This is a genomic window from Streptomyces sp. NPDC048337 (assembly GCF_043201175.1).
Lineage (GTDB): Bacteria > Actinomycetota > Actinomycetes > Streptomycetales > Streptomycetaceae > Streptomyces.
In genome coordinates, this window is record NZ_JBICYR010000026.1 from 25,916 (window position 1) to 49,953 (window position 24,038).

24 protein-coding genes are annotated in these 24,038 nt (G+C 71.2%); 10 read left to right on the forward strand and 14 right to left on the reverse strand.

Annotation, left to right across the window (positions count from 1 at the left end; genetic code table 11):
- Positions 1-121 precede the first annotated feature (121 nt).
- Positions 122-739, reverse strand: a complete 618-nt coding sequence (locus ACGFYU_RS31580) for a flavin reductase family protein (protein ID WP_393830807.1) — start codon at positions 737-739, stop codon at positions 122-124.
- Between the two features lie 107 nt (positions 740-846).
- On the opposite strand from ACGFYU_RS31580, the gene ACGFYU_RS31585 reads away from it, so the two are divergent.
- The 4 genes from ACGFYU_RS31585 to ACGFYU_RS31600 all read left to right on the forward strand — a co-directional run bounded on the left by ACGFYU_RS31585 (position 847) and on the right by ACGFYU_RS31600 (position 4,483).
- The gene (locus ACGFYU_RS31585; RefSeq protein ID WP_393830737.1) at positions 847-1,794 is read left to right on the forward strand and encodes a hypothetical protein; all 948 of its coding nucleotides are present in this window, start codon (positions 847-849) and stop codon (positions 1,792-1,794) included.
- Between the two features lie 138 nt (positions 1,795-1,932).
- Positions 1,933-2,772, forward strand: coding sequence for a hypothetical protein (locus ACGFYU_RS31590; protein WP_393830738.1), 840 nt, complete (start codon positions 1,933-1,935; stop codon positions 2,770-2,772).
- Positions 2,773-2,833: 61 nt separating this feature from the next.
- On the forward strand, positions 2,834-3,598 hold the full coding sequence (locus ACGFYU_RS31595; RefSeq protein WP_393830739.1) for a hypothetical protein: 765 nt from the start codon (positions 2,834-2,836) through the stop codon (positions 3,596-3,598).
- A gap of 105 nt (positions 3,599-3,703) precedes the next feature.
- Entirely contained in the window at positions 3,704-4,483 is a 780-nt protein-coding gene (locus tag ACGFYU_RS31600) for a VOC family protein (RefSeq protein WP_393830740.1), read from the forward strand.
- A 5-nt stretch (positions 4,484-4,488) separates the two neighbouring features.
- On the opposite strand, the gene ACGFYU_RS31605 is transcribed toward ACGFYU_RS31600, so the two are convergent.
- The 3 genes from ACGFYU_RS31605 to ACGFYU_RS31615 all read right to left on the reverse strand — a co-directional run bounded on the left by ACGFYU_RS31605 (position 4,489) and on the right by ACGFYU_RS31615 (position 9,175).
- The gene (locus tag ACGFYU_RS31605; RefSeq protein WP_393830741.1) at positions 4,489-5,289 is read right to left on the reverse strand and encodes an enoyl-CoA hydratase/isomerase family protein; all 801 of its coding nucleotides are present in this window, start codon (positions 5,287-5,289) and stop codon (positions 4,489-4,491) included.
- A 174-nt stretch (positions 5,290-5,463) separates the two neighbouring features.
- Positions 5,464-7,698, reverse strand: a complete 2,235-nt coding sequence (locus ACGFYU_RS31610; RefSeq protein WP_393830742.1) for an acetate--CoA ligase family protein — start codon at positions 7,696-7,698, stop codon at positions 5,464-5,466.
- Positions 7,699-8,023: 325 nt separating this feature from the next.
- Entirely contained in the window at positions 8,024-9,175 is a 1,152-nt protein-coding gene (locus ACGFYU_RS31615) for a flavin-containing monooxygenase (protein WP_393830743.1), read from the reverse strand.
- Positions 9,176-9,358: 183 nt separating this feature from the next.
- Between ACGFYU_RS31615 and ACGFYU_RS31620 the strand changes: the two genes are divergently transcribed.
- From ACGFYU_RS31620 to ACGFYU_RS31635, 4 genes are all read left to right on the forward strand, one after another.
- The gene (locus tag ACGFYU_RS31620) at positions 9,359-10,129 is read left to right on the forward strand and encodes a maleate cis-trans isomerase (RefSeq protein ID WP_393830744.1); all 771 of its coding nucleotides are present in this window, start codon (positions 9,359-9,361) and stop codon (positions 10,127-10,129) included.
- A 73-nt stretch (positions 10,130-10,202) separates the two neighbouring features.
- A complete protein-coding gene (locus tag ACGFYU_RS31625; protein WP_393830745.1) occupies positions 10,203-10,655 on the forward strand; it encodes a DoxX family membrane protein in 453 nt (150 codons plus the stop codon).
- Positions 10,652-11,062 carry a Zn-ribbon domain-containing OB-fold protein gene (locus ACGFYU_RS31630; RefSeq protein ID WP_393830746.1) on the forward strand — a complete coding sequence of 137 codons (411 nt, stop codon included), beginning with the start codon at positions 10,652-10,654 and terminating at the stop codon, positions 11,060-11,062. The genes ACGFYU_RS31625 and ACGFYU_RS31630 overlap by 4 nt, the downstream gene beginning before the upstream one ends.
- Before the next feature lie 94 nt (positions 11,063-11,156).
- Positions 11,157-11,555, forward strand: coding sequence for a VOC family protein (locus ACGFYU_RS31635; RefSeq protein WP_393830747.1), 399 nt, complete (start codon positions 11,157-11,159; stop codon positions 11,553-11,555).
- Here ACGFYU_RS31635 and ACGFYU_RS31640 read toward each other — a convergent pair.
- Together ACGFYU_RS31640 and ACGFYU_RS31645 are read right to left on the reverse strand one after the other, a co-directional pair.
- Positions 11,552-11,971 (reverse strand): VOC family protein, encoded by a 420-nt coding sequence (locus ACGFYU_RS31640; protein WP_393830748.1) that lies wholly within the window; start codon positions 11,969-11,971, stop codon positions 11,552-11,554. The two genes, ACGFYU_RS31635 and ACGFYU_RS31640, sit on opposite strands and share 4 nt — an antisense overlap.
- Positions 11,972-12,200: 229 nt before the next feature.
- Entirely contained in the window at positions 12,201-12,875 is a 675-nt protein-coding gene (locus ACGFYU_RS31645) for a pyridoxal 5'-phosphate synthase (protein ID WP_393830749.1), read from the reverse strand.
- Between the two features lie 504 nt (positions 12,876-13,379).
- Between ACGFYU_RS31645 and ACGFYU_RS31650 the strand changes: the two genes are divergently transcribed.
- Positions 13,380-14,387 (forward strand): TauD/TfdA family dioxygenase, encoded by a 1,008-nt coding sequence (locus ACGFYU_RS31650; RefSeq protein ID WP_393830750.1) that lies wholly within the window; start codon positions 13,380-13,382, stop codon positions 14,385-14,387.
- 99 nt (positions 14,388-14,486) lie between these two features.
- On the opposite strand, the gene ACGFYU_RS31655 is transcribed toward ACGFYU_RS31650, so the two are convergent.
- The 7 genes from ACGFYU_RS31655 to leuC all read right to left on the reverse strand — a co-directional run bounded on the left by ACGFYU_RS31655 (position 14,487) and on the right by leuC (position 21,565).
- Entirely contained in the window at positions 14,487-15,782 is a 1,296-nt protein-coding gene (locus ACGFYU_RS31655; protein ID WP_393830751.1) for an IS701 family transposase, read from the reverse strand.
- 146 nt (positions 15,783-15,928) lie between these two features.
- Positions 15,929-16,711: an L-threonylcarbamoyladenylate synthase gene (locus ACGFYU_RS31660; protein ID WP_393830752.1), complete on the reverse strand. Its 783-nt coding sequence runs from the start codon at positions 16,709-16,711 to the stop codon at positions 15,929-15,931.
- A 120-nt stretch (positions 16,712-16,831) separates the two neighbouring features.
- Complete coding sequence (locus ACGFYU_RS31665; protein WP_393830753.1) at positions 16,832-17,353, reverse strand: YbhB/YbcL family Raf kinase inhibitor-like protein; 522 nt, start codon at positions 17,351-17,353, stop codon at positions 16,832-16,834.
- A gap of 203 nt (positions 17,354-17,556) precedes the next feature.
- Positions 17,557-18,864, reverse strand: a complete 1,308-nt coding sequence (locus ACGFYU_RS31670; protein ID WP_393830754.1) for a hypothetical protein — start codon at positions 18,862-18,864, stop codon at positions 17,557-17,559.
- Positions 18,861-19,505 (reverse strand): L-threonylcarbamoyladenylate synthase, encoded by a 645-nt coding sequence (locus ACGFYU_RS31675; protein ID WP_393830755.1) that lies wholly within the window; start codon positions 19,503-19,505, stop codon positions 18,861-18,863. Before ACGFYU_RS31675 ends, ACGFYU_RS31670 begins: the two co-directional genes overlap by 4 nt.
- Positions 19,502-20,143 carry a 3-isopropylmalate dehydratase small subunit gene (gene leuD, locus ACGFYU_RS31680; protein ID WP_393830808.1) on the reverse strand — a complete coding sequence of 214 codons (642 nt, stop codon included), beginning with the start codon at positions 20,141-20,143 and terminating at the stop codon, positions 19,502-19,504. Before leuD ends, ACGFYU_RS31675 begins: the two co-directional genes overlap by 4 nt.
- Positions 20,144-20,167: 24 nt before the next feature.
- A complete protein-coding gene (gene leuC, locus ACGFYU_RS31685; RefSeq protein ID WP_393830756.1) occupies positions 20,168-21,565 on the reverse strand; it encodes a 3-isopropylmalate dehydratase large subunit in 1,398 nt (465 codons plus the stop codon).
- Between the two features lie 666 nt (positions 21,566-22,231).
- Between leuC and ACGFYU_RS31690 the strand changes: the two genes are divergently transcribed.
- Positions 22,232-22,438, forward strand: coding sequence for a DUF4287 domain-containing protein (locus ACGFYU_RS31690; protein ID WP_393830757.1), 207 nt, complete (start codon positions 22,232-22,234; stop codon positions 22,436-22,438).
- Between the two features lie 323 nt (positions 22,439-22,761).
- On the opposite strand, the gene ACGFYU_RS31695 is transcribed toward ACGFYU_RS31690, so the two are convergent.
- Entirely contained in the window at positions 22,762-23,976 is a 1,215-nt protein-coding gene (locus ACGFYU_RS31695; RefSeq protein WP_393830758.1) for an acetyl-CoA acetyltransferase, read from the reverse strand.
- Positions 23,977-24,038 lie beyond the last annotated feature (62 nt).

The window sequence follows — 24,038 nt, forward strand, 5'->3', positions numbered from 1 at the left end:
GCGAAGAGGTACGGGAGCACCTTGCCCGGCTCGAGCTCGGGCGGCGTCTTCTACAGCCGGCCGAGCCGGGACGGTCCGCAGGATAACGGCGGCCCCCGGGCGCGCCCGGGGGCCGGGCCGGTCAGTCCGCGAGACGTCCGAAGCGGCCCTTGTGGAAGAGCAGCGGTTCACCCTCGCCGGCCGCGCCCATGGCCACGACCCGGCCCACGACGATGAGGTGGTCCCCGCCGGTGTGGACGGCGTGGATCCTGCAGTCGATCCAGGCGGGCACGTCGTCGAGCTGCGGGGATCCGGTGCCGGGGGCGGGGGAGTGGGCGACGCCGGCGAACTTGTCGGCGCCGCTGACGGCGAAGGAGCGGCACAGCTCGCCCTGGTCGGCGCCCAGGATGTTGACGCAGAAGACCCCGGCGCGGGCGATCCGGGGCCAGGTGGTCGACGTACGGGCCACCATGAAGGTGACCAGGGGCGGGTCGAGGGAGAGCGAGGCGAAGGACTGGCAGGCGAAGCCGGCCGGTCCGTCCTCGTCCTCGCCGGGCGGCGCGGTGATGACGGTGACCCCGCTGGCGAAGTTGCCGAGCACGGCCCGGAATTCGGCGGGGCTGACCGGCGCGCGCTCGTCCTCGCCGACGGCCCGGAGGTCGGGGCGCGGCAGGGCGTCGACGGGCTCGGGCCCCTGCTCCGGCGAGGCGGAGGTGGGGGAGCCGACTGACCTGAGGTATCGGACGACGGTGGCCGCCATCCCTGCGTGTCCCATCACACGGACGATTGAAGCTGACGGTTCGTCAGATGGGAAGGGTGGTGTAGGGTCCGGGTCGATTGAACATGTTCAAACGAGGGGCTGGCGGGATGAGCGGTACGGGTGGGGCGCCGCACGCGCACGGGACCACGCCACTGCGGGGATGGCCGCCACCCACGGGCCCGGCGCCCCGCCCCCGCCGCGGGTGGTGGGCCTCCGCGCCCGGGGCCGAGGTGATCGTCGGCGCGGAACTGCTGCTGGGCATGGCCCTGTGGGCCGTCTGGCCCTCCGGCGACGAATACGGACGGGGCGGCGGAGGCGACTGGGGTCCGTTCGCCATCGGCCTCCTCATCTCCCTGGTGCTCCTCGGCGTGGTCTGTGTCGTCGTGCTGCCGGTCCTCGCCTTCGCGCACGCCCTGGTCTTCACCCGGCCCGCCGTGGCCCTGGCCCGCAAGACCGGGAACGCGGCAGCCGCCCCCGCCTATCTGCTGGCCGTGTCCGCGGCCTGCGCGGTGTTCCCCTGGAGGCTCGGAGCCCCGTACGCCGAATCCCTGATCTGGATCGCGGGGAGCGGGACGGTGCCGCTCGTGGTGGCGTGGAGGGCGCAACGCCGCGGCCGGCGGCCCTGGGCCGTCGTGGGGGTGACGGCCGCGGTCACCGTACTGCTGCTGCCGGTCACGGTGGTGGGCGGGCTCATCCTGGTCGACCGGGGGGTGCTGACGGGGTACGAGCCGCCCCGGCTGGAGCGCGCGGCGTACGTCGGCGAGTGGCGCGGCGACGACGGCGGCGTGGTCCGGCTCCGCGAAGGCGGCCAGGTCGAGGTCGAGGGCCTGCCGGTCCGCCACGACGACCGCACCGTGACGAAGTGCACGGCCACCGGCACCTGGAAAGAGTGGACGGGGAGCCACGGGATGCGGGGCGGAGCGAACCTGGACGTCGACGGCTGCGCCGGCTGGGAGAGGAACTGGGAGGTGGCCGGCACCACGGAACACCCGAAGCTGTTCCACCTCGTCGGCGACCCGGACGCGGGACGCGTGCAGGCACTGCGCCGCACGTAGCCGAATCCCGTATGGTTGCCAACTCCCCTTGTGACAAAGGAGACATGACGCGAAACCTCACCCTGCCCACCACGCGTCGGTACAGTCGACGGCGCCGACGGCAGCGTGGCCGCCGCGAGGGGGGAGGCTGGAATGGGGATGGGGAGCGATCTTCGTCAGCGCGCCGAGCGGACCGGGCTGGCCATGATGGCGGCAGCGGGCATCCTCGTCACGGTCGCCGACACCCTCGGATGGCTCGACAAGGTGGCCCCCGGCGGCGTCACCAAGCTCACGCTGCTGATCCTGAGCGTGGTCACCGGGACCGTCCTGCTGGAGATCGGGCGCCTGGGGTTACTGGACAACGTCCATTCCCAGCTGTCCAAGCTCGACATGGAGGCCATCGCGCAGCGCCTCAAACGCGATCACTACAGCGGCGTGGTCCGGGTGCACGACCGCTTCCCCGAGGAGCTGTTCACCAGGTACGTGGAGACGGCCGCGCGGGAGGTGGTCATCCTGCAGACCTGGATCCCCAACCTCCACGAGTTCAAGCACGCGCTGAAGAAGGCCATCGTCGACCGGCAGGTGCAGGTACGCATCCTCCTGCTGCTCCCGTCCTCCCAGGTGGCCGGGTTCCGCGACGAGGCGCTGGCCGCCGCGGAGGGACGCCCGCCGGAGGCGGACGTGAACCTGGACGTGCAGCACTGCCTGGCCGGCCTGGCGGCCCTCTACGGCTCAGTCCGCCCGGAGCACCGCGCGCGGCTCCAGGTGAAGGTGTACAACTCCCTGCCCTCGATCGCCGTGTACAAGGCGGACGAGCACTACCTGGTCAGCTCGTTCCTGCACGGCCGGCTCGCCATCCAGTGCACCCAGACCGAGATCGACGGCGACGACACCGTGATGGGCAGTGAGGTCCAGGAGGAGCTGAACACACTGTGGCGCATCGGCGCCGCGATCGATCTCGGCGACTGGCAGGGATCGCTCAGCACCATCGTCATGTGATGTGCGGCAAGGCACGGCAAAGCACGGCACGAAGCGAGTACGAAGGGCAAAGGGTAAGGCCATGCGAGAACTTGACCGTTTCGAAGACGAACTGATCGACCGCTTCAAGGAGCACCCGGTCCTGGCCAACGTCGGACGGCTCTCCGACGAGGACTTCGGCAAGGTCCTGCTCCAGCGGCGTTTCCTGTCCCTCGCCTTCACCCCGGCCTACGACCTGGCCATCGACCTGCTGCGCGACGAGGTGGGCCTGCGCATCGCACGGGTCATCCTGCGCGAGGAGTACCCGGACGGCCAGGGCTACACCCGCTCGCACCGCGAGGACATGAAGGACGACATCCTGCGGCTCGGCGTCTCCCGGGAGGCCCTGGTCACGACGCGCCCGACGGCGGAGACGAAGCGCGCCATCGACGAGACCTTCGACCTGATCGCGGACGCGGGGGTCCACGAGGACTCCGACCTGCGGCTGCTCGCCATCCTCCGCTTCTGGGGCGAGATCCTCGTCTCCGTCGAGTACGGGTGCCTGTGGGAGCGGATGGAGACGGTCATGCCGCGCGAGGGCGAGAACCGCTCGCGCTTCTACTACCCGCACCATGTCCACGACGAGAAGCGGACCTCGCTCGCGTCCGTCTCCCTGCGGTCCACGACCCACCCCGACCGCCTGGCCAGGCGGCTCACCGAGCTGTTCGCGGGCGGGGCGTCCGAGGACTGCTTCAGGGAGGTGGAGGAACGGTCCTTCCGGCTGAAGGCGAGCTTCTACGACCAGTTCCTGAACCTGCCGTCGCTGGAAGGCGTCACCACCGCCGAGGCCGTACGCCCGGTCGGGTGAAGCCTCCGCCCTGACGGGGGCTGGTACGCACTCCCGCGCGCGGGGTTCGGCATCGTGTCGGGCGCACCGGAATCCGTACCCCCCGTACCTCTGGGAGAGGCCCCCATGCTCGGCACCGACTTCCGTACCGGATCACCCAACTGGCTCGACCTCGGCAGCCCCGACACCGCGGCCGCGGTCGAGTTCTACGGCGAAGTCTTCGGCTGGGACTTCGAATCCGCCGGGCCCCAGGCGGGCGGTTACGGGTTCTTCCGACTGGACGGCAAGACCGTGGCGGCCATCGGGCCGCTCACCGAGGAAGGGGCCACCTCCGCCTGGATGGTGCACTTCAACACCCCCGACATCCAGGCGAGCGCCGAGGCGGTGAAGTCCGGGGGCGGCACGCTCCGGATGGAGCCGATGGACGTCATGGGCGAGGGCTGGCTCGCCCAGTGCACCGACCCGCAGGGCGCCGAGTTCGCGATGTGGCAGCCCGGAAAGACCGCCGGGCTGGGGCTGGCCTCCGCCGACAACGCGCTGATCTGGGTGGAACTGCACGTACCGGACCCGGAGGCGGCCCTCGGCTTCTACTCCGGGCTCTTCGGGTGGCGGCACGCCGAGATGGCGGCGCCCGGGATGACATACCGGGTCCTGAGCACCGCCGACGGGGACCAGCAGGAGACCTCCTTCGGCGGGATCGCACCGCATCAGGGGCAGGGCGAGGAGTCGCGCTGGACCCCGTACTTCAACGTCCCGGACGTGGAGGCCACGGTCGCGGCGGTCACGGAGAACGGCGGGTCCGTCGTCCTCCCGGCGGCGGACATCCCGGAGGTCGGCCGGATCGCGTGGCTGGCGGACCCGGCGGGGGCGGTGTTCGCGCTGCTGAAGCCCAACCCGCGGATGTAGCGGGGTCATCGCCCCAGGTACTTGGGCGTCCGCCGCTCGACGAAGCTCGCCACGCCCTCGTTGGCGTCGGCCGTGGTCATGTTGATCTCCTGGGCGGTGGCCTCGGCCGCCAGCGCGGTCGCCCGGTCGCCGTCCAGGGAGGCGTTGACCAGCTGCTTCGTCATCGCGATGGCCCGGGTGGGACCCTGCGCGAGGCGCTCCGCCCACTCCCGGGCGGCCCCCTCCAGCTCCTCTGCCGGGACCACCTTGTTGACGAGGCCGAGCCGCTCGGCCTCGGCCGCCGGGACGGCATCGCCGAAGAACATCAGCTCCTTGGCCTTCTGCGGGCCGAGGAGGCGGGGGAGCAGGTACGCCCCGCCGCCGTCGGGGACCAGGCCGCGGCGGACGAACACCTCGATGAACCGGGCCGGTTCGGCGGCGATGACGAGATCGCAGGCGAGGGCGAGGTGGGCGCCGATGCCGGCGGCCGTGCCGTTGACGGCGGCGACGACCGGCTTCTCGCAGTCGAGGACCGCGGTGATCAGCCGCTGCGCGCCGAGCCGGATCATGCGGGCCACGTCCCCGGCGACGCGCTCCGCGCCCGCGGCTCCTCCGCGGAGGTCGGCGCCGGCGCAGAAGCCCTTGCCGGTGGCGGTGATGACGACGGCGCGGGTGGCGGGGTCGGCGGAGGCGTCGGCGAGCAGGGCGATGATGCGTTCGCGTTGGTCCCAGGTGAGGGCGTTCATGGCGGCGGGGCGGTTGAGGGTGATCCAGGAGACGTTGCCGTCGGTGCGGTGGAGGACTTCGTCCTCGGGGGCGGTGGTCATGGTGAACTCCCATCGTGTGGACGTGCGTTCCAGTGCTGCCGGTGCCGGTGCCGGTGCCGGTGCCGGTGCCGGTGCGCGGAGGACCGTTTCAGCCCCGCCGGCGTTCGAGGCGCGGGGGTCCGGGGGTCCGGGGGCGGAGCCCCCGCTCCGCGCAGCGGCGCGGCCCCGGCACGGTCAGCGGCAGATGGCCAGGGCGTCCAGGGCCACCGCGCCCTGGCCGCGGGGCAGGACCATCAGGGGGTTGATGTCCAGCTCGGAGAGTTCGTCGCCCAGTTCCAGGGCCATCCGCTGGATGCGGAGGACCACCTCCACCAGCGCGTCCACGTCCGCAGGAGGCGCTCCGCGGACGCCCTCCAGCAGCGCATGGCCGCGGAGTTCGCCGAGCATCGCCCGCGCCTGGTCCTCCCCGAACGGCGGCACCCGTACCGCCGCGTCGTGCAGGACCTCCACCAGGACCCCGCCCAGCCCCACCGTCACCGTCGGGCCGAAGAGCTCGTCCTGCGTGACGCCGACGACCATTTCCACGCCGCGTTCGACCATCTGGCAGACCAGGATGCCGTCCAGCGGGACGTTCTCGTAGCGGGCTATGTCGGTGAGTTCGCGGTACGCGTCGCGGATCTGGCTGGCCGAGGTGAGGCCGATCTTCACCAGGCCCAGTTCCGTCTTGTGCGCGAGCTGCGGGCCCGAGGCCTTCATCACCACCGGGTAGCCGACCAGGCCGGCCGCGCGGACCGCCGCCGCCGCGCTCGTCACCAGCTGCTCCCGCGGCACCCGGATCCCGTACGCCCGCAGCAGCTGCTTCGCCGCGTGCTCGCTGAGCTGCTGCCCGGGCCGCATCAGGGCCTGTGCCTTGCGGTACGAGGGCGAGGGCGTGCGCGGTGCGTCCTCGAAGGGGGAGCGGTAGGACGCGGTGAAGCGGTGGTGGCCGAGGTAGGCCCGTACGGCGGTGATGCAGTTGCCGAACGTACGGAAGGTGGCCACGCGGGAGGAGCCGAGGAGGGTGGTGCGGTAGGCCTCCTCGGTGCCGACCGGGGAGCCCCAGATCACGCAGATCAGCTTGTCGGTGGCCTCGGCCGCGTCGACCAGGTCCTGCGCGAGCTTGTCGCTCATGGGCGGGAACGGGCCGGTGATCGGGCAGATGAGGACGCCGACGGACGGGTCGGAGAGGATCGCGTCGATGATTTTGCGGCCGCGCCAGTCGCCGACGGGGTGGCCGCCGTTGTCGACGGGGTTGGCGACGTTCAGGTACTCCGGGATCCACTGGTGGAGCTCGTCCTGCTTGGCCTGCGAGAGGGTGGGCAGGGTCAGGCCCGCCTCCGTGGCGAGGTCCGAGAAGTGCGCGCCCGTGCCGCCGGAGATGGAGTACACGACGACCCCGTCGGCCTTGGGCTTGCGGGCCCGGGCGAGGAGTGCGGCCGTGTCCTGGAGCTCGTCGAGCCCGTCGACGCGGATGACGCCGAACTGGCGCATGGCGGCGTCCACCACGGTGTCCGCGCCGGTCAGCTTCCCGGTGTGGGAGGCGGCCATCCGGGCGCCGGTCTCCGTGCGGCCGACCTTGACGGCGACGACGGGGACGCCGTTGCGCGCGGCCCGGTCGGCGGCGAGGAGGAACTGGCGGCCGTCCTTGAGGCCTTCCACGTAGCAGGCGATGGCGCCGACCTCGGGCTGCTCGGCGAAGTAGGAGATGAAGTCCGAGGTTTCGAGGTCGGCCTCGTTGCCGGTGGGGGCCCAGTGGGAGAGGCGGATGCCGAGCTCCTGGAGGGTGTAGACGGGGCGGCCCTGGTGGCCGGACTGGGTGATGAGCGCGATCGCCGGGCCGTCGAGGTCTTCGCGGAACTTCTCGAAGGCGTTGAGGTTGGTGTTGGGGCCGAGGAGCCGCAGGCCGGAGCGCTGGACGGCGGCGGAGAGCCGGGCCTGGGCGGCGGCGCCGGCGTCGCCGGTCTCGGCGAAGCCGGAGGCGAAGGCGACGGCGAACTTGACCTTGGTCTCGGCCAGTTCCTCGATGACGGGGAGCGGGTCGGCGACGAGGAGGACGGCGAGGTCCACCTGTTCGGGGAGCTCGGCCACGGAGGCGTGGCAGGGCAGCCCGAAGACGGTGGGGCGGGTGGGGTGGACGGGGTGGATGCGGGCACCTACGCGTTCCGCCCAGGCGATGAGCTGGCGGGTGATGCCGGTGTTCGGTCTGCCGTCGGCGTCGGAGGCGCCGACGACGGCCACGGACTCGGGCCGGAAGAACCGGTCCAGGTCGGGCACGTCGGCGTGCAGGGGCCGTCCGCTGACGTCCACGGCTACCGCGTCCTCGGCGGTCGGGGCCGCGGTGGAGTGGACGGCCGTCCTGGGGGACTCCCCGCAGGCGTGGACACGTGCGCGGAAGTCGGTGGTGAGGGTGCCGTGAGTCGATCCAAGCATCGTTCCGCCCGCTCCTGCTCGATGGACCTCGATAACTGACGCTTAGTCAGATTACTGAACTGACGTGCCGTCAGGAACAGGGCTGCGCAGGAAAGGTGGTGGAGGTGGTGTGTGGAACGGTGTCAGATCGGTTCGGGGTGGGTCCAGAGTGCGGTTTCGGCCGCCGGGTGGGGGTGGGGCGGGCGGGGCCGGGGGCGGGGGGGGGTGTCGTCCGGGACGGGCTTCGATGTTCGGCGCCCCGGGCGTGGTTCCATTGCGTGGGGTGGTTTGCGCCGAATTCATCTCGTTTTAGTCCCGGCCGACACCCCACCCCGCCCCCGGCCCCTCAGGCCGCCGTCCTGCGGAGCCGGCGGGAGATTGCCTTGGCGATCTTTTCTGCGTCCAGGGACATTTCCCGGAACATGCCGCTGATCGGGTTCACGAAGCCCGTGAAGTACAGGCCCGGGGCTTGGGGTGGAGTGCGGCCGCCGTGTGTGCGGGGGCGGCCGCGGTCGTCGAGTACGGCCTCCAGGTGGCCTACCAGGCCCTCCAGTGCGCGACGGTAGCCGGTGGCCGCGATCACCGTGTTCGGGGTGAGACGGGTACCGTCCGCGAGTACTACGTCGGTGCCTTCGAAGGACGCTACGGCGGGGACCGGTTCCACCTTGCCCTTGCGTACGGCGTCGATCAGGCCCACGTCCTGGACCGGGATCGCGCCCTCTCTGACCCTGCTGTACAGGCCGGAGGTGGGGCGCGGGAGGCCGTATGGCGAGAGGTCCGGTACGGACAGTTTGGCCACGAGCGTGCCCAGGCGGTCCACGAGGCGTACGGGCAGGCGCCGTACGAGGATGCCCGTGCGCTGGGCCGGCCAGCCGGCGGTGGAGCGGCGGACGATGTGCGGGGCGGTGCGCACGGCGAGCCGTACCCGGGCGGCCCCGCCCTCGGCGAGGTCGACGGCTATCTCGGCGCCGGTGTTGCCGACGCCGACGACGAGGACGTCCTGGCCCGCGTAGGGGCCCGGTTCGCGGTAGTCGGCGGCGTGCAGGAGCCGTCCCTCGTACGTGTCACGGCCCGGCCAGTCCGGGAGCGCGGGCGTGTGGTTGAAGCCGGTGGCGACGACGACCGCCGCGGCGGTGAGCTCCCGGCCGCCGGAGGCGTGCAGGATCCAGCCGTCGCCGTCGGGCTCGATGCGGGTCACCTCGACGCCGGTGACCAGCTCCAGCTCGTGGAACTCGGCGTACTTCTCCAGGTACCGCACGACGTCGTCGCGCGAGACCCAGCGCCCGAAACGGCGCGGCATGGCCAGGCCCGGGAGGGCGGAGAGCCGGCGCGTGGTGTGGAGGTGGAGCCGGTCGTAGTGGCGCCGCCAGGAGGCGCCGACCGCGTCGGACTTCTCTACGACCACCGCGCGGATCCCGCGGGCGCGCAGCGCCGCGGCGGCGGCCAGGCCGCCGGGGCCGCCGCCTATGACGTACACGGGGCGCGGCTGGGTGGTCATGTCAGGGGCTGTGGGGACTCCGGGCATGAGGTGTGATCGTATCGCCACGCTGGGTTGATGGGTCTCGGACAAGGAGGGAATCGATTGCGGATCGGTCACGGGTGGGTTCGGCGCGGCTCTGCGGTATGAGGGGTTGAAGGCGGACAAACTGGGATATCCGGCCCCTTCGGAGAGGAACGCGCGATGTGGCAACCCGACGGGTGGGACGTCCGTGTCCGGCTTGGCGTCCTCACCCCGCATGCCGATGTCGGCCCCGAGTCGGAGCTGCGCGCCATGGCCCCGCTGGACGTGGGTCTGCACACCGCCCGGGTGCCCTTCGGCGCGATGGGGCGGGGCGGTGCGATGGACCCGACCATCCCGCTCGTGCCCGTACGGGCCTTCGCCGAGCCGCCCGGTGTGGACGAGGCGGCCGAGCTGCTCGCGGCCGCGCCGGTCGCGGCGATCGCCTTCGCCTTCACCAGCTCCGCCTATGTCATCGGCGCCCGCGCCGAGGGGCACATGCTGGCCCGGCTGCGGGAGCGCGCCCACGGCCTTCCGGTGGTCGCCACCTGCGCCGCCACGGTCGAGGCGCTGCGCGCCCTGGGTGTCGCGCGGCTCGCCCTCGTCGACCCGCCGTGGTTCGACGAGACGCTGACCGACCTGGGGCGCGGCTACTACGAGGAGTCCGGCTTCGAGGTCCCGTACGCGGCCCCGTGCGAGCTGCCCAGCGGGCAGACGCTCATCCGGCCGGACGCCCTGCACGACTGGGTCGCGGCGCACACCCCGGACGCGGCCGGGGCGGTGGTCGTCGGCGGCAACGGTTTTAGGGCGGTCGGCGCCATCGAGGCCCTGGAGACCACCCTCGGCCGCCCGGTCCTGACCGCGAACCAGACCCTCCTCTGGGCGGCCCTGCGCGCGGCCGGCGCGCCGACGCATGCCATCACGGGCTACGGCCGACTGTTCGCCGCCCCCTGACGGGACCCCTTGCGCGATCGCCCCGCATCCGATGAACTGACGTACCGTCAGATCAAGGGTGGGTAGGTGACTGATGCAGAGCATCTGGCTCAGCGGGGCCGAATGGCTCGCCGTGCTCCGGATAGGCCTCGGCCTGTGGTGGCTGGAGAGCTGGCGGCACAAGGACAAGAAGGGCTGGTTCGAACGCGGCACCGGCATAGCCTGGGCCGCCGACGTCGCGGGCAAGCACCGCTGGCCCTTCGTCAAGGGCGGCTTCGAGAAGGTCGTGCAGCCCCGGCCGCGACTGATGGCGTACATCGTCGTCTACGCGGAACTCGCCCTCGGGCTGGGCCTGGTCCTCGGCTTCCTGACCCCGATAGCGCTGGTCGGCGGCCTGCTCCTGAACCTGCTCTACCTCATCCTCATGATCCACGACTGGGCCGAGCAGGGCCAGAACGCGATGATGGCCCTCATCTCGCTGGTCGCCCTCTTCGCGATGTCCTGGCAGACATGGTCCCTGGACCGGACGATCGGACTCTTCTCATGAACACCGTCCGGTACGACCTCCCCGAGGCGGACGACTTCACCCACCCCTACTGGGCCGCGGCGGCGGAGGGCCGGCTCCTCCTGCGCCGCTGCGCGGACTGCGGCCGGGCGCACCACTACCCGCGCGAGTTCTGCCCGTTCTGCTGGGCGGGGGAGGACCGGGTGACGTGGGAGGAGGCGAGCGGCCGCGCGACCCTCTACACCTGGTCGGTGATCCACCGCAACGACCTCCCGCCCTTCGGCACGCGCGTCCCGTACACGGCGGCGGTCGTGGACCTGGCGGAGGGCCCCCGGATGATGACGGAGGTCGTGGACTGCCCCTCGCTCGACCTCCGCATCGGCATGCTCCTCCGGGTCACCTTCCGGGAGGCGGTGGAGGGCACCTGGATCCCGGTGTTCAGGCCCTGAACACCGGGATCCATGCCTCATACAACAAAAATCGCGCGGCGTAGCATCAGAGACAGACGGAACACCACCTGAGGACTCTGAGGAGGTGGCGTCCATGCCCGAGACCCCTGTCATCGGGCACGTCGTCCTGACGGTGAACGACGTGAAACGCAGCGCGGAGTTCTACAACCGTCTGCTCGACACGCAGACGGTCGTCGACGTGGAGGACGAATTCGGGCCGTTCATGGTCAGCGCCTCCCCCAGTTTCGTCCTCGGCTTCCGCAGGCACGCGGCGACGAACGAAGCGGACGCCTTCGACCCCGCACGGGTCGGCCTCGACCACTTCGCCTTCCACGTCGCCGACCGGGCCGCCATGGAAGCCTGGGAGTCCCGGCTCGACGAACAGGAGATCGCCCACTCCGGCATCACCGAGGACCCCCACGGCCTCCATCTCAACTTCAGGGATCCGGACAACATCGCCCTGGAACTCTTCTGCATGACCGCCCAGGACTAGGGGCGGACATAGGGCCGGGTCATGATCTCCATGTTGTGGCCGTCCGGGTCGTCGAAGTACGCGCCGCGACCGCCGAACAGACGGTTGATCCGGCCTGGTTCGGTGTGGCCGGGGTCGGCGTAGTAGGTGACCCCGACCGCCTCCAGGCGGGCGATCACGGCGTCGAACTGCCCGTCGGGCACGAGGAACGCGTAGTGCTGCGACTGGATCGGCTCGTCGCGCTTCTCGTAGTAGTCGAGCGTCACGCCATTGCCGAGGTCGACGGGCAGGAACGGCCCGAACGGGGCGCCGACCTTCAACCCCAGGACCACGGCGATGAACTCGGCGGACAGGTGCCGGTCGCCGGCATAGACGGCGGTGTGGTTCAGCTGGACGGCGGTCGCCGCCGGCTCGGGTTCGTACTGGTCATCGGGCATCGGTGAGGTGTCTCCGGGTCTTGGAATGGGGCGCCATGGGGGGCGCCGGGAGCAAAGACGCGGAGAAGGGGGGCGGGCCTCTCGCCCGCCTCGCGCTCACGCCGAGGCCGGGAACCCCACTCGTGCATGGCCCATGGCCGACCCGGCAGTCACCCGACCGACCTTAGTGACGACCACGGGCCGGGGCAACGCCGTTCCCAACGGCAATCCCGAACGGCTCCCCGCGAGATCAGGGCCAGAGCAGCTCACGCACCCAAGCCCCGTCCCCGCCACGCCGATACCGCAGCCGGACATGACGCCGCGCGGCGTCCCCCTGGAAGAACTCGACTTCATCGGCCTCCAACACGTACCGCGTCCAGGTCGGCACCGGCGCGTCCGGCTCGGCCCCGGCCCGCTCCCACGCGGCCGCCGAAGCCCGCGCCAACTCCTCGACGGACCCGAGCACCTCGCTCTGCCGCCCCGTCAGCGCAGCGGCCAACGCCCCGCGCGACCGTACGGCCAGATCCGCCCGGCTCTCCTCGGCCCCGCACGCACTCACGCGCCCCCGAATCCGCACCTGCCGCCCCACAACAGCCCAATAGAACCCGATCGCGGCATCCGCCCGCCCAGCCAACTGCCTGCCCTTGGCACTGCTCGAATGCGAGGCGAAGTGCCACCCCCGCCCATCCACATCGTGCAACATCAACGTCCGCACATCGGGCCGGCCCTCCCCGTCCACCGTCGCCAGCGTCATGGTGTGCGGCTCCAACTGCCCCGCCCCGGCGGCCTGCACGAACCACTCCCGAAACAGCGCCACCGGCTCCCCGGGCGCCTCCCCGACCTCAAATCCGGGAAGCGGCCGGTCCCACACACGCAGGGAGTGCAGAACGTCGCGAAACTCGTCACCACTGATCTCACGGCTCATGCGCCCAGGCTAGAACGAGGCCACACGCCAGATCCGGCGGGCCACGGCTTGCCCAGCACGGCTTGGCGTCCGTCGGACGCCAAGCCGTGAGGACCGCCCAAGTACAGCACCAGGAGCCGGTCGCGGTCCCGGACGTCATCGGCGGTTCCGCCCTCGTAGTCCCCTCCGGACGGCTTTTCCGAACGGCGCCGCGGCGTCATCCGGGAAAGCCGTTCCCGTTTTGGGGCGGACGGCCTATTGGGAAGCGAAAGAGTATTTTTTACAGGAGGAGAAAGTTCTGCACGTCAAGACTCTTCTTCCCCCGAATTCGGGGCTTTCCGTCGAGATTTGGATACGTTGATTCAGGCCTCAAGAGGGCGACGGAGAAAGTCGCCTGGGTGCATCCGTTGAGAGTTTCGGACACAACCCGACTCCGCAGCGCCCCAGGCCGACTGTCAATGCCGAATTGGCGCACCGGGAATCCCGGTGCGCCATGCATCCAAATATCAGAGGATTGCCTGCCGCATGAAAGCGATTTACACCTTCTCGGACGCCGACCGTAGCGACCTCGCGACCACGCTGACCTTCCTCGGGGCCAATCCCTACCAGGATTACGAGAAGTTCCGCGACGCGATCGGAAACCTCATCGCCGACGAGCGCGTGCCGGCCGGCTTCGTGGCCGCCTGCCGCGAGCTGAAGAGTCAGCGCGAGGACAAGGTGACCTACGCGCATGTGGTGTCCAACTGCCCGCTGGACGCCGACATCCCGGTGTTCGACCAGGCGAACCCGGTGGACGACAAGTACCTCCAGAAGGGCACCTTCGTCGGCGAGGGCATGCTCGAACTCCTCGCGCAGCTCACCGGAACCCCGCTTCTTTCCTACGCCACCCGCAACAACGGCGACTTCTTCCACGACGTGTACGCCGACAACCGCTACGCCGGCACCCAGACGCAGAAGACGGACTGGGAGCTCTACTGGCACAACGACCGCACGGCGCACCCGGTCCGGGCCGACTACCTCGCCCTGCTCGGCATGCGCTGCCCCACGGACGACCTCGTCTACACGAAGTACGTGGACGGCCGCGAACTGCTGAAGTTCATCTCTCCCGAGAACCAGGAACTGCTGCGGGAGAAGGCGTTCGTCACCCCCTACGACGAGCTCTCCCGGGACTCCAACCAGAACCAGCAGGTCTCCGACTTCCACGCCGTCCTCGAGAACGAGCACAGCTTCCGGTACTACGACACCCGGACCATGCCGGCCGACACGTCTTCGGCGCCGCATTACGAGGCGCTGCGGCAGTTCCGCGACGCGCTGGCCAAGAGCCGCGAGCAGTACCACCGCATCCAGGAGGGCGACCTGCTGGTGATCGCCAACCAGGACGGCCTGCACAGCCGCCAGATGGTCGACATCCAGCACTTCGAGAGCACGCGGCTGCGCTGGCTCCTGAAGACGTACGCCTTCCGCGACGACGCGGCCGCGGACCTCCACGAGGACGTGTGGCTCGACGGAGTGCGCGGGCGCGTACTGGACTGACCCCCCCGCACGGGACGCTCATACGGCATCCCGTGCCGGACAGGACGGTGGCGACGCGTGGCGAAGGGGCCAGGCGTCGCCGCCGCCTTGTCCGAGGCGTCACAAGCGCACAGCCGGCGCCGGCTCCCAAGGGGTACCGCCGCCGTAGGAGTGACCACCGGCCTGGACGGCCAGGAACCCCGCCGCCAACTGGGCGAGCGTGATGTGCCGGTACCAGCCGTGCCAGGAGCGCACCCGGTACGCCCCCAGACCGCACCGCTCACCGGCCCCGGCAAGGGCGTTGCGGCCGTGCCGCCAGGCCGCGACCACCGCCGCCAGGTCGTCGAGGGAGATGTGCACCGGGCCGCGCGCGATGAAGTAGCGCTGCGACTGGGGGTCCCCCGACCGCCGGCAGGCGACGAGCCAGCGCGCCATGCCGCCGCCGGGCCTCGCGGCCGCCTGTTCGGGCGTCGGCGCGTTCGGCACCGGCTCGGACGGAATGCGGCGCACCCACCACTCCCAGGGCCCCGTGTCCACCGCGTCGGATCCGACGGCGAGGCGGTCCCAGTCCTCCGCCTCGGCGTACCGCTGCACCAGCCGGGAGACCCGGCGCCAGCCCGGATGCGGCAGCACCGGATGGTCCGGGGGCACCCCGACCACGTGGGGGATCCCCTGAGCCAGCAGGAATGCGCAGAAGGCCTGGTCACAGCCCAACTGCGCATCGGCCACGACCCACATGCCCGCCGCGGCGCCGCGGGGAGCCTGGGCCCGGAATCGCTGGACGATGCGGCGGGCGAGATCGGCCTTGGAGGCGTGGCGGACGTCGTCCGGGATGTGCGCGTTGCGCCGCCGCACCGGATCCGCGTCCCAGTCGGGCGGCAGATACAGCTCCCGGTCGACCAGGGCGGTGCCGCTCTGCGTCGACCACGAGGCCATGACCCCGATCTGGCAGGAGACGGCGCCGCCGAGCGCCTCGGAATACTGCCGGGCGACCCCGGCCGAAGCGCTGCCCTTCTTCCGGAAGGCGGTCTCGTCGAGGACGAGGACACCCGGTCCGCAGCCGTCCGCCAATCCCTCCACGACATAGCGCGTGGTGAAGTCGCGCAGGGTGTCCGCATCCCATATCGAACGGCCGAGCAGGTGCTGCTGGACCCAAAAAGCGCCGGCGCCGCTCTCCGTCGCCGCCGGAAGGATACTGTCCGATCGCGTGATTCCCCCGAGCAGGGAACGGACGTATTCCTGGGCGTGATGTCTCAGGTCGGACCGGGAGAAGAACTGCGATCCCACCTCTTCCAGGAGCTCGTCAAACCGCTCCCCCCACTCTTCTGCGGCTCTCTGCTCCGGTGTGACATCCGACGGTGCGAGCCATTCTGCCTGTATTTGCGCCTGCATTTGCATTGCGGACTGTATTTGCATTGCGGATTTCAACTCCCCCCTAGAGCCGATCTCAGCGCTGACTGACACATCTTGAGAAAGCCCTCGGCAAAGCCCTCGGCCGTGTGGTGCCGATCCGTACCGGGGACCCGGCCGCGTGCGCGCCGGGTCCCCGGTACGGCCTTCTCTCAGTAGTACTCGCCGTGGCGGTAGTCCCAGGAGGGGAAGATCTCCGACAGGTTCTCCATGATCGCCGGGTAGTCGAGGCCGCGACGGATCAGCACCGGAGCCGGGGAGACGGAGCGCTCGCCCTTCTGTACGGGGACGAGCGTCCCTTCCGCGTCGACCATCGACACCATGACGCCCTGCTCGTGGCGGGTGTCCTCGTCCTTGTCGGGCTGGATCGACGCGACGTAGTCGTCGGCGGAGACGATGAAGTCCGCCTCGGCCTCGATGCGCGTGCCGATGCCCTCGACCCGGCCCCTGTTCCCGACCCCCGAGGGGTTGGCGGAGCTGGCGAAGACGAGCCGCCGCTCGGCCCACATCCGCTCGACCAGCTGCTCGGCCGGCCGGCCGAAGCGGATCACGAAGCAGCTCGTGCCGCGGGTGTCCGTGGCCAGTTCACGGGTGGTCTCGTCGGGGAGCAGCGCCAGGGCCTCCTCCCGCCACGGCAGGATGCAGCCGAGCAGTACGTCCTGCTCCCAGTGCTGCTCGTAGAAGGCCAGGACCTCCTCGTTCAGCTCGGCCAGTTCCTTGAGCTGCTCGAGGTCGGCGCACAGTACGACACCGGGCTTGTTCCGGTTGCGGCGCTTGGCGTCGAACTTGCGCTCCAGGCCGCGGCCGTCGGAGGTCATCAGGATGTACCCGACCTTGGTCGCGCAGACGACCAGGCCGCCCGGCGCGGACAGCGCTTCGAGGGCCTCGGGTACGGGCTCTCCCTGCCAGGGGCCCCGCGGGGTGTTGCTCGGCATCGGAATCTCGCTCTCTTGTGGGCCGCGTACGGGCGTACGCGGTTGCGGGTGGTGAAGGGGCGGCCGCGGACGGCGGGGCGGTGGCGGGGCCGCCGCCCCGCCGCGAAGCCGCCGGGGGTCCTACTGGCTCTGCGCGACGGTATGGGCGAGGCCGGTGATCGTGCCACGGGCCAGGGAATTGACTGTCAAGTGGAAGCCGGCGAGCGCAGCCGGGGTCTGCTCGTCGACCGGCAGCTCTGCCACGCCCAGCGCGTGGACCGCGAAGATGTAGCGGTGCTCGCGGTCCCCCGGCGGCGGGGCGGCGCCCACGAAGTCGAGGGAGCCGAGGTCGTTGCGCAGGATCCGGCCGGCTCCGGGCTCCCCGCCCGTCGGCAGGCTGTGCACGTGCGGGGGGATGTCGGCCAGGACCCAGTGCCAGACGCCGCCCGGGGTGGGTGCGTCCGGGTCGAAGCAGGTCACCGCGTAGGACGCGGTGCCTTCGGGGCCCGGCTCCCAGGCGAGGGCGGGGCTGGTGTTCCCGCCCGAGGCCAGCTGGGCCTCGGACAGCCGCTCGCCGTGGCGGACGTCGTCGGAGACGACCTTCAGCTCGGGCAGCGGCGGGAGGAAATCGTAGGGGTCGGGCGGGGTCGCACGGTCAAGCACCGGTGTGCTCCTTCGGTTCGTCGGCCGCGCCGATCCGCTGCGCGGCGCGAGGGCGGGGCGTGCGGCGGGCGCGGATACGGGGGTGGAAGTGGGGGACTGCAAGGTCACGAGGTCGAGTAGGTACGGGGACGCCGGGCAGTGGCACCGGACCGGGACTCACCTCGAAGGTGGTGCGGCGGCACGCAGCCGCCGCGGGGGCGGTGTCAGCCGCGGACACCCGACGCGGCGGGAGCGGAGCCGGAGCCGGCGCCCGCTTCCGCGGCGGCGTCCGCGGAAGCGACACCGGCGCTGACGGGCGGACGGGGCTCCGCCCCGCCGTCCTCGGTCCCCTCCTGCGGGCGGCGCGCCACCAGCCGGGCCGCGACCGCCTGGCCGGCGACCACGAGCAGGGCGCAGCCCGCCACGGCCGTCGAGGCGCTGCCGCCGGAGCCGAGCCACAGGCCCGAGCCGATCAGCAGGACCGCCTGGACGAGGCCCTGGCGCCGCTCCAGCCCGCGGGTCACCCGCTGCCGCTCGGCGTCCGGGAGTCCGGCCATCGCCGGTCCGAGGAACCCCATCGTCGTGGGCCGTACGGTGCCGCCGGCCAGACCCAGCAGCGCGGTGCCGCAGGCGGTGGCGGCCAGGCCGCCGGGTACGAGGAGGAGCAGGCCGAGCACCATGGCGCCGCTGCTGAGCCAGAAGAGGGTCGTCGCCGAGTACCGGCGCTGCCAGACCAGGGACAGCCGTACGGACAGCAGCCCGCACAGGGTGTACAGGCCGAGCACCGCGCCGAACAGCGTCACCGACAGCCGTGCCCCGAAGAAGAGCAGCAGCGGCAGCAGGAAGGTGTAGGCGGTCAGCAGCACGGCACGGGACACGGAGTAGTACGAGGCCCAGAGCCGCACCTGCCAGGGCAGTACCCGGGCGGGCCCGGCCGTCGCCGCGGCGCCTGCTCCCTGTGCCGCCGCCTTGGAGCGCAGCCCGCCGCGACCGCCCGGCAGGGCGAGCAGGGCGGCGACGGCGCAGCCCAGCGCCGACAGCAGGAAGGGGGCCCGGTCGTACTGGGCGTAGGCGACCGCTCCGAGGACGCCGGCGGCGAAGGAGATGAGGAACATGCCGGCCTGGGTCCGCGCCTCCCGGGCACGGAAGCGCTCGCCGGAGAGCAGGGTCGAGGCGAGGGCCGCGTCCGTCCCGGCGGTCAGGCAGAAGCCCAGGCCGGACAGCAGCTGCGAGACGACGGCGGTTCCCGCGGAGACCGGCGCCAGCAGCACCAGCAGGCCGACCAGTTTGACGGCCTCCCCGACCACCAGGCAGCCCGCCAGCGAGAGCCTGCGCCGCAGCGGGGCCACCACGTGGTCCCCCAGGGCGGCGGTCACTCCGTAGAGGGCGAGCAGCGCCGCCGTGGCCAGCGGGCCGAAGCCCTGCTGGGTGAGGAAGACGACGACGATCGGCAGGTGGAAGTAGGCGCGGGAGACGATGCGGTAGGCCTGCACCCGCGTCGCGTACCGGCCCTGTTCCGCGGTGGTGCTCATTGCCCCAGACCCGGCAGGTACGGGGCGATCTCCTCGGCCGACAGGTCGCCCTGGCGGACGATCGCGGGCGTGCCCAGCAGGCTGACGATGGTGCTGCTGCGGGTGTGCTTCGAGGGGGCGTTGGCCCGGATGATGATGTCGCAGTGCTCGCCGATGTGCTCGTAGGCGATGTCGAAGGTGACCAGGCCCTCGTCCATGGTGCCGCTGATGTTCGCCGAGGTGGCGGCGATCGCCATCCCGCTGTAGATGGACAGCAGGTTCAGCGTGGAGCTGACGTTGTGCACGACGGACACGGTGTCCTTGCCGGAGGTGACCCAGTCCGGTACGAGCTCACGCTTGCGCATGATGAGGTTCAGCGGCCCCGGCCAGAAGCGTTCCACCAGCGCCTCCACGTCGACGCCTTCGGGCCTGCGGGCCCAGCGCACCCAGTCCGAGGGACTGGCGACGAACAGGGTCAGCGGCTTGCCGCCGTCGCGGCGCTTCATGTCGTACAGGCGCTGGCACGACTGCTCCAGGAACGGGTTGCAGAAGATGCCGTAGTTGGTGTCGGTCTGGGCGGCCACGACCGCCCCCGCCCGCAGGGCTTCGCCGGCCCGGCGGATGCCGTCGCCGTCGGCCTCGTCGATGATCTGCGCGCTCATGCGACCTCAACTCCCGAGTCCTCGAAGACGTCCGCGACCTGTCCGTTGGTACGCGGCATCCAGAACGGCCGCGCTGCCTCGTGCCTGCTGATGGAATCCTCGTCCTGGGCGGCCAGGTCGATGAGGTCCAGCCCGTTGATGAGCCGGTAGCGCGCCCCTTCGTCGAGGAAGAAGGGCTCCGCGACCACACCGGCGGCCTCGCAGGTGACCGTGGTCGTCGGCAGGTCGATGGTGACCTGGGCCGTCGCGTCCGCGGTGACCGCGTCCATGATCTTGCGGGTGGCGTCGGCGTCGAGGGTGACGGGTACCAGGCCCACGTTGGGCAGGTTGTTGCGGAAGATGTCGGCGAAGCTCGGCGCGATCACCGCGGTGAAGCCGTAGTCGCGCAGCGCCCAGGGGGCGTGCTCGCGCGAGGAGCCGCAGCCGAAGTTGGGGCCGGACACCAGGATGGTGGCGCCCTCCCGCTCGGGGCGGTTCAGCACGAACTCCGGGTCACGGCGCCACTTCTGGAAGAGGCCGCCTTCAAAGCCGGTCCGCTCGACCCGCTTCATCCACACGGCCGGGATGATCTGGTCCGTGTCCACGTCGGAGGCGTCCAGTGGGACGGCCCTTCCGCGGATCGTCTCTGTCTTTTCCATCATTGATCCTTAGTGAGAAATAGGTCAGGAGAGGTCCGCGCTGCCCGCCAGGTGCCCGAGCAGGGCCGTCGCCGCGGCCGTCTCGGGGGAGACCAGGTGGGTGCGGGCTCCCGGCCCCTGCCGGCCCTCGAAGTTCCGGTTGGAGGTGGAGGCGGAGTGGGTGCCGGCCGGCACGCGGTCGCCGTTGACCGCGATGCACATCGAGCAGCCCGGGTTGCGCCACTCGAAACCGGCCTCGGTGAAGACCCGGTCCAGGCCCTCGGCCTCCGCCTGCCGCTTGATCTGCTCCGAGCCGGGCACGACCAGGGCCGTCACCTCGTCGGCCACCTTCCGCCCCTCGATGACGGCTGCCGCGGCCCGCAGGTCCTCCATGCGGCCGTTGGTGCAGGAGCCGATGAAGACGGTGCTGATGGGGACCTCGGTCAGGCGCTGGCCCGCCTCGAGCCCCATGTAGTCGAGGGCGCGGCGGCCGGCCTCGCGGGCCACCGGATCGGCCATGGCCTCGGGGTCCGGGACCCGTCCGTCGATCTCGATCGCCTGGCCCGGGTTGATGCCCCAGGTGACCATCGCGCCCAGCCCGTCCACGTCGACCACGACCTCGTGGTCGAACTCGGCGTCAGGGGCGCTGCGGTACGCGGCCCAGGCCTCCTTGGCCCGCTCCCAGTCCTCACCCTTGGGGGCCCGGTCACGACCCTCCAGGTAGGCGAAGGTCGTCTCGTCGGCGGCGATCATTCCGCTGCGCGCACCGGCCTCGATGGCCATGTTGCACAGCGTCATCCGGCCTTCCATGCTCATGCGCTCGATGGCCTCGCCCTGGAACTCGATGAGGTGGCCGGTGCCGCCGTCGGTGCCGATGGCGCGGATGACGGCCAGGGCGATGTCCTTGGCGGTGGCCTCGGCCGAGGGCGTCCCCTTGAGGAGGACGCGCATGCTCTTCGGCTTGGCGATGCGCAGCGTCTGCGTGGCCAGCACGTGCTCGACCTGGCTGGTGCCGATGCCGAAGGCCACCGCGCCGAAGGCGCCGTGGGTGGCGGTGTGGCTGTCGCCGCACACGATCAGCATGCCGGGCAGGGTCAGGCCCATCTGCGGGCCGATGACGTGCACGATGCCCTGCCCGAGGCTGTTCATGGGGTGCAGCTCCACCCCGAACTCCCGGCTGTTGCGGATCTGCAGCGCCAGCTGGCGGCGGCCGATGGTGTCGCTGAGCGGTACTCGCCGGCCCTTGGTCGGCACGTCGTGGTCCGCGGTGGCGATGGTCAGGTCCGGGCGGCGCACCTTGCGACCCGCCTCCCGGAGCCCTTCGAAGGCCTGGGGGGAGGTCAGTTCGTGGAGCAGGTGCATGTCGACGTAGACGAGCTCCTCGCCGGTCCCGTCGATGGTGTGCTCCGCCCAGATCCGCTCCAGCAAGGTGTTCCTGGCCACGCCCGCCTCATCTCACATAGTGAACTCGTCGTGATTACATTTCGAGACGCTAGCAAGGCCCAAATCGCCAACTCACCTGCCTTTCACGGGCTGAGACGCATAACTGCAGGCACTTCCCGAAGCTGTAGATAGCCGCCGCGAGCACCCTGCGCCCACCTGCGGAGAGCCCCCGTCAGCGGAACGCACCCCAGCCGACCGCACCGCCCCTGACCTGCACACACCCCCTCCGTCGACGGCGCATCCCAACAATCCGCACGCCCCGCAGGCTCCCCTGCACGCGAACCCCCGCCAACCACCTCGGGACCCAGGCAAGCACCGCGATCCAACGCCACCAACCACGCGCCGCACCCCCCGGCCGCGCTCAACCCGCGCACCTCAGCCCCGGAAATCCGTCAAGTCACCCCGGGAACCCGAGCCGGGCGGCAAACCTGCTCACGCCGCCCGGTAGCAGGCCGCCACCAGTCGGCGGCTGACGCGCTGCGACCCGGGCTGGTGCAGTCCCTCAAGAAGATCCGTTGAGCAATCAGTGGGAGCCGGTGGCGGTGGAAATCGCGTGTCGCCGAACTGGGGGCCGAAACCTGCCGATCGAAGCGGCAGGGTGGCCGATGAGTTTCCGGTCCGTCCGCAGTCATACATGCGACGGCACCACAACAGAGGAGACGCATCATGACCGAGACCGCGAAGGGCCCCGCCAGCTACTTCCCGTCGATCGAGAAGAAGTACGGCCGCCCGATCGCCGAGTGGAAGGCCCTCATCCAGTCCTCTCCGCTGACGAAGCACATGGAACTCGTCTCCTGGCTCAAGACGGAGCACGGCCTCGGCCACGGCCACGCCAACGCCCTCGTCGCGCACACGCTTGCCGACGGCAGGTAGTCCGCCTTCCGCCCCGGGAGGGGCAGCTCCCGAGCAAACGGTTCGATCGAGGCGTTGTCACTGAGACACCGCACGACGACGGTCGCCTCGACCGCGTCGGCGGTCCGGATCTCACAGATCTGGAGCTCCGCATCAACCGTCGGAAGGCCACCGGATCCCGAGCCCAGAGCATGTCCTCCCCACAGTCGGGGCCGACATCCTTCCGTGTCGTGCCGGCCTGTCAAGGACGCTCCCTGCGGTCGCGTCGGGTGGTGGTGAGAGGGGGGGGGCGAAGGCCCCGCCCGGGCGAAGCGCCCCCGGGCCCCCGCCCGGGCGACGCTCCCTCACCCCCGCCCCAAGATCACCGTCCCCGACGAGCAGAACCATCCACCCGTCCCCGAGGCCAGTGCCACCTCCGGGAGGCGGCCGCCGGGCTTGGTGACCTGGCCCGGGCCCGCCTCGCCGCGGAGTTGGCGGACCGCCTCGACCAGCAGGAACAGCCCGCGCATCCCGGGATGGCAGGCGGACAGCCCGCCGCCGTCCGTGTTGACCGGGAGTTCCCCGTCGCGCAGCAGCCGCCCCTTCTCCACGAAGGCCCCGCCCTCGCCTTTCGCGCAGAAGCCGAGATCCTCCAGCGTCACCAGGGTCATGTACGTGAACGCGTCGTAGATCTCCGCCAGGTCCACGTCCGCCGGGGTGAGCCCGGCCCGCTCGAAGGCCAGCCGCCCCGAGACCGCCGCCGGGGACACCGTGAAGTCCTCCCACTCCGACATCGTCGTGTGGGAGACCGAGGTCCCGGCCCCCAGCACCCACACCGGCGCCTTCGCCGTGTCCGGTACGTAGTCCTCCGCCGCCAGGAGCACCGCGCAGCCGCCGTCCGAGCGGATGCAGCAGTGCAGCTTCGTGAAGGGGTCGGCGATCATCTCCCCGCTCAGGACCTCTTCCACGGTGATCGGCTCGCGGAACATCGCGTCCGGGTTCGTGCCCGCGTTCGCCCGCGCCTGCACGGCCACCGAGGCGAGCTGCTCCAGCGTCGTCCCGTACTCGTGCATGTGGCGGCGCGCGGCCATCGCGTACTTGGAGACCAGCGTGTGCCCGTACGGGACCTCGAACTGCAGCGGCCCCCGCGCCCCGAACGAGAGGTTCGAGGTCCGCCGCCGGGCCTTGATGTCGGCCCGCGCGGTGGACCCGTACACCAGCAGCACGGCATTCGCGTGCCCCGCGGCGATCGCGTCCACCGCGTGGGCGGCCATCACCTCCCAGGTCGAGCCGCCCACCGAGGTGGAGTCGACCCAGGTGGGGCGCAGTCCTAGGTACTCGGCCACCTCGACCGGCGCGAGGATGCCGAGGCCGGCCGAGGCGAAGCCGTCGATGACCGAGCGGTCCAGGCCGGAATCGGCCAGGGCGCGCCGGGCGGCCTGCGCGTGCAGGGCGTACGGGGTGGGGCCGTCCACCCGGCCGCAGTCGGAGAGGGCGACACCGACCACCGCGACCCTGCGGCGGGGGGAGGCGGATGCTGACGCGGTTCCGGTTCCGGGTCCGGGTGTGAGTCCAGGCATGCAGGGAAGGTACATCTGACGGAACGTCAGATGCTAGAGGGGTAGCCGAAGGCGACCTGCAC

Coding starts and splice junctions, on each gene's coding strand:
- ACGFYU_RS31580 (WP_393830807.1), bottom strand. CDS start 739: ATGGCGGCCACCGTCGTCCGATACCTCAGGTCAGTCGGCTCCCCCACC.
- ACGFYU_RS31585 (WP_393830737.1), top strand. CDS start 847: ATGAGCGGTACGGGTGGGGCGCCGCACGCGCACGGGACCACGCCACTG.
- ACGFYU_RS31590 (WP_393830738.1), top strand. CDS start 1,933: ATGGGGAGCGATCTTCGTCAGCGCGCCGAGCGGACCGGGCTGGCCATG.
- ACGFYU_RS31595 (WP_393830739.1), top strand. CDS start 2,834: ATGCGAGAACTTGACCGTTTCGAAGACGAACTGATCGACCGCTTCAAG.
- ACGFYU_RS31600 (WP_393830740.1), top strand. CDS start 3,704: ATGCTCGGCACCGACTTCCGTACCGGATCACCCAACTGGCTCGACCTC.
- ACGFYU_RS31605 (WP_393830741.1), bottom strand. CDS start 5,289: ATGACCACCGCCCCCGAGGACGAAGTCCTCCACCGCACCGACGGCAAC.
- ACGFYU_RS31610 (WP_393830742.1), bottom strand. CDS start 7,698: ATGCTTGGATCGACTCACGGCACCCTCACCACCGACTTCCGCGCACGT.
- ACGFYU_RS31615 (WP_393830743.1), bottom strand. CDS start 9,175: ATGACCACCCAGCCGCGCCCCGTGTACGTCATAGGCGGCGGCCCCGGC.
- ACGFYU_RS31620 (WP_393830744.1), top strand. CDS start 9,359: ATGTGGCAACCCGACGGGTGGGACGTCCGTGTCCGGCTTGGCGTCCTC.
- ACGFYU_RS31625 (WP_393830745.1), top strand. CDS start 10,203: ATGCAGAGCATCTGGCTCAGCGGGGCCGAATGGCTCGCCGTGCTCCGG.
- ACGFYU_RS31630 (WP_393830746.1), top strand. CDS start 10,652: ATGAACACCGTCCGGTACGACCTCCCCGAGGCGGACGACTTCACCCAC.
- ACGFYU_RS31635 (WP_393830747.1), top strand. CDS start 11,157: ATGCCCGAGACCCCTGTCATCGGGCACGTCGTCCTGACGGTGAACGAC.
- ACGFYU_RS31640 (WP_393830748.1), bottom strand. CDS start 11,971: ATGCCCGATGACCAGTACGAACCCGAGCCGGCGGCGACCGCCGTCCAG.
- ACGFYU_RS31645 (WP_393830749.1), bottom strand. CDS start 12,875: ATGAGCCGTGAGATCAGTGGTGACGAGTTTCGCGACGTTCTGCACTCC.
- ACGFYU_RS31650 (WP_393830750.1), top strand. CDS start 13,380: ATGAAAGCGATTTACACCTTCTCGGACGCCGACCGTAGCGACCTCGCG.
- ACGFYU_RS31655 (WP_393830751.1), bottom strand. CDS start 15,782: ATGCAAATACAGTCCGCAATGCAAATGCAGGCGCAAATACAGGCAGAA.
- ACGFYU_RS31660 (WP_393830752.1), bottom strand. CDS start 16,711: ATGCCGAGCAACACCCCGCGGGGCCCCTGGCAGGGAGAGCCCGTACCC.
- ACGFYU_RS31670 (WP_393830754.1), bottom strand. CDS start 18,864: ATGAGCACCACCGCGGAACAGGGCCGGTACGCGACGCGGGTGCAGGCC.
- ACGFYU_RS31675 (WP_393830755.1), bottom strand. CDS start 19,505: ATGAGCGCGCAGATCATCGACGAGGCCGACGGCGACGGCATCCGCCGG.
- leuD (WP_393830808.1), bottom strand. CDS start 20,143: ATGGAAAAGACAGAGACGATCCGCGGAAGGGCCGTCCCACTGGACGCC.
- ACGFYU_RS31690 (WP_393830757.1), top strand. CDS start 22,232: ATGACCGAGACCGCGAAGGGCCCCGCCAGCTACTTCCCGTCGATCGAG.
- ACGFYU_RS31695 (WP_393830758.1), bottom strand. CDS start 23,976: ATGCCTGGACTCACACCCGGACCCGGAACCGGAACCGCGTCAGCATCC.